This is a genomic window from uncultured Methanobrevibacter sp., from assembly GCF_946184425.1.
In the GTDB taxonomy this organism is placed as follows: domain Archaea; phylum Methanobacteriota; class Methanobacteria; order Methanobacteriales; family Methanobacteriaceae; genus Methanocatella.
Genome location: NZ_CAMHFP010000064.1, coordinates 1 through 9,283, shown reverse-complemented (window position 1 = coordinate 9,283; position 9,283 = coordinate 1). Strand labels below are relative to the sequence as shown.

Annotated in this window: 1 protein-coding gene; it reads left to right on the top strand. The window is 32.7% G+C overall.

Annotated elements, in window-relative coordinates:
- The coding region (locus Q0P94_RS10015) for an Ig-like domain repeat protein (RefSeq protein WP_295116192.1) at positions 1 to 9,283 on the top strand (9,283 nt) is incomplete at both ends.

The following is a 9,283-nucleotide window of genomic DNA, read 5'->3' as shown; positions in this document are numbered from 1 at the left end:
TTTTTATTTGCGCACTTTTAGTCGTAATGATGCTATTTTGTGTCAGTGCGGTTAGTGCGGAAGATACAGCACTTGATAAATTAGCTAGTGATGATTCTAGTGATGTTATCAGTGCGGAAGGAGATACTATCTATGTAGATAGTTCTTCGACAAGTGATGATGAACAAGGAACGGAGAGTAATCCTTATAAAACCATTTCCTCTGCTGTTAACTCAAATAAGGTTACTGGTGGGGAAACTATTTTTATAAAAAACGGAAACTACTCTGTAGATAATACAATTACTTTTACTAAGAATTTAAATTTGGTTGGTGAAAGTAAAGAAGGTGTATCAATCAAGTCAACCATGACTTCCAATGAATTATTTGTTGGAACAAATGATGGTTTAACTCTTTCTTTTACTAATTTAAAAATTGTTGATTCTTCAAAAACTGGTGGAACTGGAATTTTAAGATTCACTGGTGGAAAAGTAATGAATATTGATTTTAAAGACTGTACTTTTGATAATATTACCAACAAATATGGTGTAATGCAACTTGCATCAACAGGTACTGTAAATATTGAAGGGTGTACTTTTACCAATATCATATCTTCAATGTCTAATGGTGCTGGTGCGATATCTGTAAGTGATGGTGGAACTTATAATATTAAAGACACAGTTTTTGATAACATCTCTTATTCTCCTGATGCAGGGCAAGTTGGTGGTGTAATTTATATATCAAAAGCAGCTGTAAAATTAAATATGGAAAATGTGGTCATTCAAAACTGTATTTATCCTGGAAATAGTATTGTACGTTCAACTGGTACTGTAGATATTAAAAAATCTAAATTTATAAACAACACTGTTTCACTTTCTTCTTCAGGTTTTGTTGGAGATAGTTTATTCTATATAGGCGGTAGTGGAAAAATGACCATGGAACAGTCTATTATTGCAGACAATAGTGTTGCTAAAAATGTATTTTATTTAGGTTCATCTGCTGAAGTGACCATGAATTATAATAATATCCATGCCAACACATTTAATGCTAGTTATGAATCTGGTTTTAAAACTAACAATGGTGTTGTAAATGCAGAAAACAACTATTGGGGTTCAAATACATTGCCTGCTGGCGTAACTGCTAATGTTTGGGTAGTTGAAGAAGATGGCGCTTATAAATTAAGCAATGGAAGTGATTTAGAAAAAGAAATTCCAGAACTTGAATCAGGTGAAGAACCTGTTGTTTCAAATGAAATTTTTGTCTCACCTGAAGGAAATGACGTTAATGACGGTAGTGAAGGCTCACCTGTTAAAACAATTGCTCATGCTATTGAAATAGCTGACGGAAAAATTGTTCTTTTAGAAGGTACTCACAAAACTGCCGATTTAGGAATTATTTCTAAAAACTTAACCATTACTTCAAAAGGCAATGCAATAATTGATGCTGATAATAATAACAGAATATTATATGTCGGCAGCGATGCAACCATTGTTATTGAAAATATTAAAATGACCAACGGATATATCAACTCTGAAGAAAGCGGTGCATTAATTGGAAACTCAGGAAACTTGACAATTAAAAATTGTACTTTAGCTAATTCCACTTCTAGCAAAAATGGTGGTGCTATATATAATGCTGCTTACTTGACCATTATTGACTCAATCTTTGAAAACAATAAAGCTAGCCAAAATGGTGGTGCAATATTCACACAAAAAAGCGGAACCGGTAAAATCCCAACTTTAACCATTGTTGGAACCACATTCACTGATAATAATGCTAACGGTTACTCCAACTTTGGTGGAGGTGCTATATTTGCTCAACAAGCTGCTGACGGATTAAGTATTTCAAACTCTAACTTCACTTCAAACTATGTTGAAGCATATGGTGGAGGTGCTATTGAAATTGTTAACACTAATGTTGCTATAATTACCGGATGTAACTTTGTTTCAAACTTTGCTCATGGTGAAGATTCACAAAGTAACTATGGTGGAGGTGCTGTAAGCTTTATTGGAGCATATTCCGATAAAAAAGAAACATTAACTGTTAGTGATTCTTTATTTGAAGACAATTCTGTTAGTGGTGTTGGTGGTGGAGCTATTTATGTAAGAACTTCTACTGTGAACGTTGCTAACTCTATTTTAGTAAATAACTATGATGATGAAAGTTATGCGATTTATTCAAGAATTACCAGTATGATTACTCCATCTGTAACAGTAAATGATAACTGGTGGGGATCCAACGATTCACCTAAAAGCTATGTTTCTGAAAAAGTAACATTGAACAGATGGGCTATTTTAACTGTTGAAAACGCTTCTGAAATTAAAGAAGGTGAAGATGTAACTATTTCAGCTAACATTAACACATACACAACCGGATCCACCAGCGGTGAATTAGCAAAACCTATTGGTGTTCCTCGTGACATAACCATTGAAACCTCTGCTGGCGAAATTGAAGGTGTATTGGAAAACGGTGAATTCAATACTGTTTACAATGTTCCTGCTGGATTAAAATATATTAAGGCTACTGTTGACTCTCAAACTGAAACTTTATTCATGACTACCACTGCAACTATTGTTGAATCTGAAGGTTTCACAGCTAAAAAAGGTGAAAGATATGACATTGTCATAAATGTTACCTCTGCTGACGGAACTGTCATTAATCAGGGATATGTTGATTTATTCATTGGGGAAGAATCTATTGGTACAATATATGTTGATGAGGGTGTAGCTAGCGATAAAATATTAATTTCTATGGATGAAGGAAAATACAATGTTACTATTAAATACACTGATGAAGAAGGATTATTTGAAGAAAACTTCACTGTTATCCCAGTTACTGTCAGTGGTTTGAACAATGTTGTAACTCAAGAAAACTTCTTTGACTTCTTTGATATAAATGGAGCTATGTATGGCGACATTCCATTTGATGAATTGACATTCAAAGGCGAATTTAAAGATTTAGGCATTGGTAATATAGAAATTTCCTCACCTATTGCAATCAAAGGTAATAATGCTAAATTAATCAACATGACTGTTTCTATATTGTCTCCCGATGTTTCAATTGACAACTTGGCAATTGATATAGATTCTCCAGAAGATTTAGGCACTGCTTTATATGTATATTATGATAATGTATCATTAAATAAAGTAGATATTTCATATAAGACTAATGCTAACACAACTGCATTTGGAGTATTTATTGAAGATTCCAATAATGTAAACTTAACAAATTCAAAAATTACATTTGAAAGTAATGCTGATGGAACTAAAGACTATTATCAATATGCTGTAAAAGTTCTCAACTCTAATAATATAGTTATGAGCGGAAATACTATTACATCAAGTTTACCTGCTTGTGATGTAAATTATGACAGTGAAATTACAGGTATTGACCATGATTTAGTTTTAGCAATCGGTATTCAAACATCTAATGATGTATTGATTGATAACAATAAAATATACACTGATGTAATTGCTGTTAATGGTGATTATCCAACTGTAGATTCAATCATGGTTGATGATGTAAATAATTTGGTAATAAATAAGAATACTATAGTTCAAACTGATAAGTCAAATACCGGAAACCCTGGTTTCTCTAATGCTGTAGATTTGTATAACTTTAAAAATGTGAATGTAACTGCAAACAATATTAAAGTAGAATCAACTGCAGGTACTGATGGTCTTGGAAGTGCTTATCCTATTCAAGCTAATGGTCCATATTCCGGTCTATTGATTGATGGTAATACATTAACTGCAATTAGTAATGGTCCTACATTAGGTATATACTCACAATGTTTCACTGGTGAAACTGATAACACTATTACAAACAATGTTATTAATGTGACAGGTTGTGCAACTGATGATAAGTATTCATTAGTTTCCGGTATGGAACTTCAAGATACTCATGCTAACATATATAATAATACAATATATTCACAAAGTATCAATCCATATAATGAAACTAACCGTGTATATGGTATAAGTTTTGCTCAATGGTACAATGGTGACCATACCTTTGACATAAGAGATAACCAAGTATTTACTCAAGGTAAGTATGCAGTATTCTTTGAACATGCAGTTGACACAAATGTGGTCGGCAATGATTTACATGCTCAAGAATTGTTCGGTAATGATGCAGTAATTATAAAAGACGGTCAAGGTAATTTAATTGAATTGAACACTCCACCATACGGTGCTGAAGTAATTATTGATGCTCCTGATGTTTGGGTTGGTGAAAATTCCACAATTACTGTAACAGTTACTAATGCAACTACTGGTAAAGTAACAATTAAAGTTAACGATAAAGAATTTAAAGATTTAGAATTAATCAACGGTTCCGTATCTCAAGTTATTGATGTAGCTGACATCATACAGGATGCTGTTAATAATGTATCTGTAATCTATGGCGGATCTCCTGAAGTAGATCCGGGTAATAATGCAACAACTTTCGATGTTTTATATGGAGTAATAACCAATGAAACATTCTCCAAATACTTCGATGAAAAAGGTTATTTAAGGGCATTTGTTCCTGAAGGAGTTACATTAAACTTCCAAGGTCCATTTGTTGGTGCAAGATACAGTTTATTCATTAACAAACCTGTGAATGTAATTACAACCAAAGCAACTAAAAACAATTCCGGTTTATTAGGTGCAAATTATGAAAACTATGACGGATATGCTATATTCGATAGTGGTGAAAATCCTAATTATAACTGGTTGAAATTCAATGTTGTTGAAGGTGCTGATCATACCAATATTACAGGCCTTAAGTTCTTGAATTCTGACTTGTTTATTCAGGGTGCTTCTTATGTGACTGTTGATAATGTGAATATGGTTGCTAATATGAGGGGTGTTGGTTCTGGTACTGGTTTTGTTTCTATTCATTCTAATGCGTATTATACTACTGTTAAAAATTCATTCTTTGAGAATGGTGGTACTGGTTCTAGTGTTTTAGTTCTTGGTAAAGGTGGTAAATATGCTTCATTTGATAATAATGTATTTAACATAACCGGTTCTTCTGGTAATGTTTTATCTTCCAATATATTTGTTGGTAAAGGTGATAACCCTGAATTTGTTAATTATACTAATAATGTGATTAACAGTAATGTTGCTGGTTCTTCCTTCATGTATGGTATTACTGTATGTGGTCAAGGTAACATCATTGAAAACAATACTTTAAATAACTTTAAAGGTAATGCTATTGTTAATCAGTTTGGTGCTACTTCAACTAAAAACGTTTACAGAAACAATACTATTACTGGTGGCGGTTCTATGGCTATTGGTACTTACAGTTTAGTTGAAAAAAACAATGTTGCTGAAGGTTCCTTAACTGTTACTGAAGGTTGTACTTTCATTAATAACACTGCTAAAGCTTTAACTATCAGTGGTAAAAACGTTGTAGCATCTGATAATGATGTTTTAACTACTGTAACTATTCAGGCTGCAGCAACAAACACAACATTCACCAATAACAATGTTGGTGGACTCGTAACAGTAAACTCAAACAATAACACTATTGAGTACAATAAGGTTACTACATCCACTCCTTATGCAATTGATCTTAAATCCACTAAATTTAATACTGTAAGGTATAATGTTTTATCCAGTGAGGATAAATTAGGTGATGAAGCTGTTAAATATGCTGAAGGTAATAATAATACCGTTGTAGCAAATGGCGGTAATCCAATTATGACAATTGATGTCAACAATACTTGGGTTAACAGTAATAACACTATTACAATAACTATTGTAAATGCTACAGGTAATGTAACAGTCAAAGTAAATAAAAAAGAATTTGTTGAAGTGCCATTGGTAAACGGTACTGTAACTATTGAAGTAAACGCATCTGATATTGTATCAGGTGAAAACAATGTTACCGTTACTTATAATGGTGATGATTTCATCAATGTAGATACAGATTCAACCACTTTCTTCGGTTTATATGATGTTGTAACTAAAGAGGTATTCTTTGAATACTTTGACGAGAATGGAATATTAAAAGATGAAGTTCCATATGACGAATTAATCTTCAAAGGTGACTTTAAAGGATTAACCGATTATGTGATAATCCCTAGACCTTTAATCATTACTGGTGAAGATGCTGTTTTAAACAACATAGGAATTGTCATTGACTCCCAAAATGTAACTTTAGATAATCTTAACCTCATCGCTACTACATCATTAGGTGATTTAATCTATATTGGTGGAGACAATGCTGTAGTTAAAAACATGAACATTTCATACAGCGTTGGTGATGAAGAAGCAATAGCAATCAATGCTAAAAATGTTGAAAATGTTGAAATTTATAAGAATGTGATCTTCTTTGAAAGTAAAATTACTTCAGATGATAAAGAAACTTATGTAATAAATGTTGAAGGTTCAACAGATGTTTATGTAGATAATAATGAAATCACTGCAAAACTTCCAGGTTTATCACTTAATGAATTTGATTGGGATTACTTCGGAATGGGATTAGCTTATGTAAACCCTGTAAGAATATATGAAAGTGATTCTATAGAATTCACAAATAACAAAGTTGATGTATCTTACAATGAATTGAAAACCAAAAACTATCCTGATATACAAGCAATGATTGTTGCAGGTTCAGAAAATGTTTTAATCAATAGTAATGAGTTTAACATTGTTGATACTCTTAATGATGAAGGTATTACTGTTGGAATTGTAGGTATTCAGTTCATTAGTAATGAGGACATTGATTTTTCAGATAACCGTGTTTTCATATCCTCTAAAGGTGGTCAATCCGCTGGAGGTACTGCATATCCTATATCTCTTGTCTCAACTTCAATCAATATTGATAACAACAATCTCACAACAGTTTTCAATGGTCCTAACTTAGGTATCTACATGCCATTTGGTATGGGACCTGGTAAAGTAATGAATATTACTGGAAACTACATTAATGTAACCGGTAATGTTAGTGGAAATAATAACTGGGGATTAATTTCAGGTATTGAAGTACAAGCTGGAACTGCAAATATCTACGAAAATTACATCAATGTACGCAATGTTGGTGAATTCAAAGACACCCATTTCGTTTCTGGTGTAAGTATGCTCCAAAACGGTAATGCAAATTCATACTTTGATGTCCAAAACAACACAATTATCACAACTGGTAATTATTCAGTTTGGATTGTAAGAGCTGGCGGTGCTAATGTAACAGGCAACACATTATATGCTCATGAATTATTCGGTGATGACTCAGTTTATTTAGGTATTGAAGGTATTGTTAAAAATAACACTCCTCCATTTGATGTAAACATAATTATCGAAGGTCAAGCTGTTTGGATTGGATCCAATTCTACAATTACAGTAACTGTACCTCAAGGTACTGGTAATGTAACTATCAAAATTGGAAACAGAACATTTAAAGAATTGCAATTAGTCAATGGAAGTGTAACTCAAGAAGTCAATGCATCTGATTTAGCAGTAGGTTCCAATAATATTACTGTAGAATATAATGGTGATTTATACATTTCAGCAGGTAGTTCTACTGGTAATTTAGAAGTTTTAAATGGTGTAATCACTAATGAAACATTTAAATACTACTTCGATGAAGATAATAAAAACTACTTGTTTGATTACATACCTGAAAATGTAACTTTAGACTTCCAAGGTTCATTCATAGGTGCTGAATACAGTTTATTCATCAACAAACCTGAAAATATTGTTTCAACTACAGGTGATGCATTCTTTGATAGTGGTGAAAATCCTAATTATAACTGGTTGAAATTCAATGTTGTTGAAGGTGCTGATCATACCAATATTACAGGCCTTAAGTTCTTGAATTCTGACTTGTTTATTCAGGGTGCTTCTTATGTGACTGTTGATAATGTGAATATGGTTGCTAATATGAGGGGTGTTGGTTCTGGTACTGGTTTTGTTTCTATTCATTCTAATGCGTATTATACTACTGTTAAAAATTCATTCTTTGAGAATGGTGGTACTGGTTCTAGTGTTTTAGTTCTTGGTAAAGGTGGTAAATATGCTTCATTTGATAATAATGTATTTAACATAACCGGTTCTTCTGGTAATGTTTTATCTTCCAATATATTTGTTGGTAAAGGTGATAACCCTGAATTTGTTAATTATACTAATAATGTGATTAACAGTAATGTTGCTGGTTCTTCCTTCATGTATGGTATTACTGTATGTGGTCAAGGTAACATCATTGAAAACAATACTTTAAATAACTTTAAAGGTAATGCTATTGTTAATCAGTTTGGTGCTACTTCAACTAAAAACGTTTACAGAAACAATACTATTACTGGTGGCGGTTCTATGGCTATTGGTACTTACAGTTTAGTTGAAAAAAACAATGTTGCTGAAGGTTCCTTAACTGTTACTGAAGGTTGTACTTTCATTAATAACACTGCTAAAGCTTTAACTATCAGTGGTAAAAACGTTGTAGCATCTGATAATGATGTTTTAACTACTGTAACTATTCAGGCTGCAGCAACAAACACAACATTCACCAATAACAATGTTGGCGGACTCGTAACAGTAAACTCAAACAATAACGTCCTTGTTGAAAACTTAATTGAGTCTAATGCAAATTATGCAATTGACCTTAAATCAACTTCAAACAACACTGTAACAGATAACATCTTATATGCTAATGAATTAGTGGGTGATGACGCTGTTAACTTTGCTGAAGATAAGGATAATATTGTTAAAGATAACATGCCAGTGGACCCTGTTTTAACTGTTGAAGTTAAAGATATTACTGTTGGTGATAATGCTACAATCGACATTAAATTCAATGCAAGCATTGATGCTCTTGTTGAAGTAATTGTCAATGGTAAAAAATACGTTGTTGATGTTGTTGAAGGTGAAGGTCAACTTAATGTATCTGATTTAGCTGCTAACAAATACACTGTTGGTGTTATTTATTATGGTGATTTATTATACACTGAAACTGAAAAATCAGCTGAATTCACTGTAAGCAAATTAGAAACTGATGTTAATATTACTGTTCCTGGTGATGTTAAAGCTGGTGATAATGCTACTGTGGATGTAAGTATTCCTAATGCTACTGGTAATGTTACTGTTATTGTTGATGGTGTTGAACATGTTGTTCCTCTCGTGAATGGATCTGCAAGTTATGATATTGAAAATGTGACTGCTGGTGATCACAGTGTTGTTGTGATTTATTCCGGTGATGACACATTCGATTCTGCATTTGCATCAAAAGCATTTTCTGCAGAGGCTGAACCTGTTCCTGAGCCTGTAAAACCTGATGTTAATATTACTGTTCCTGGTGATGTTAAAGCTGGTGATAATGCTACTGT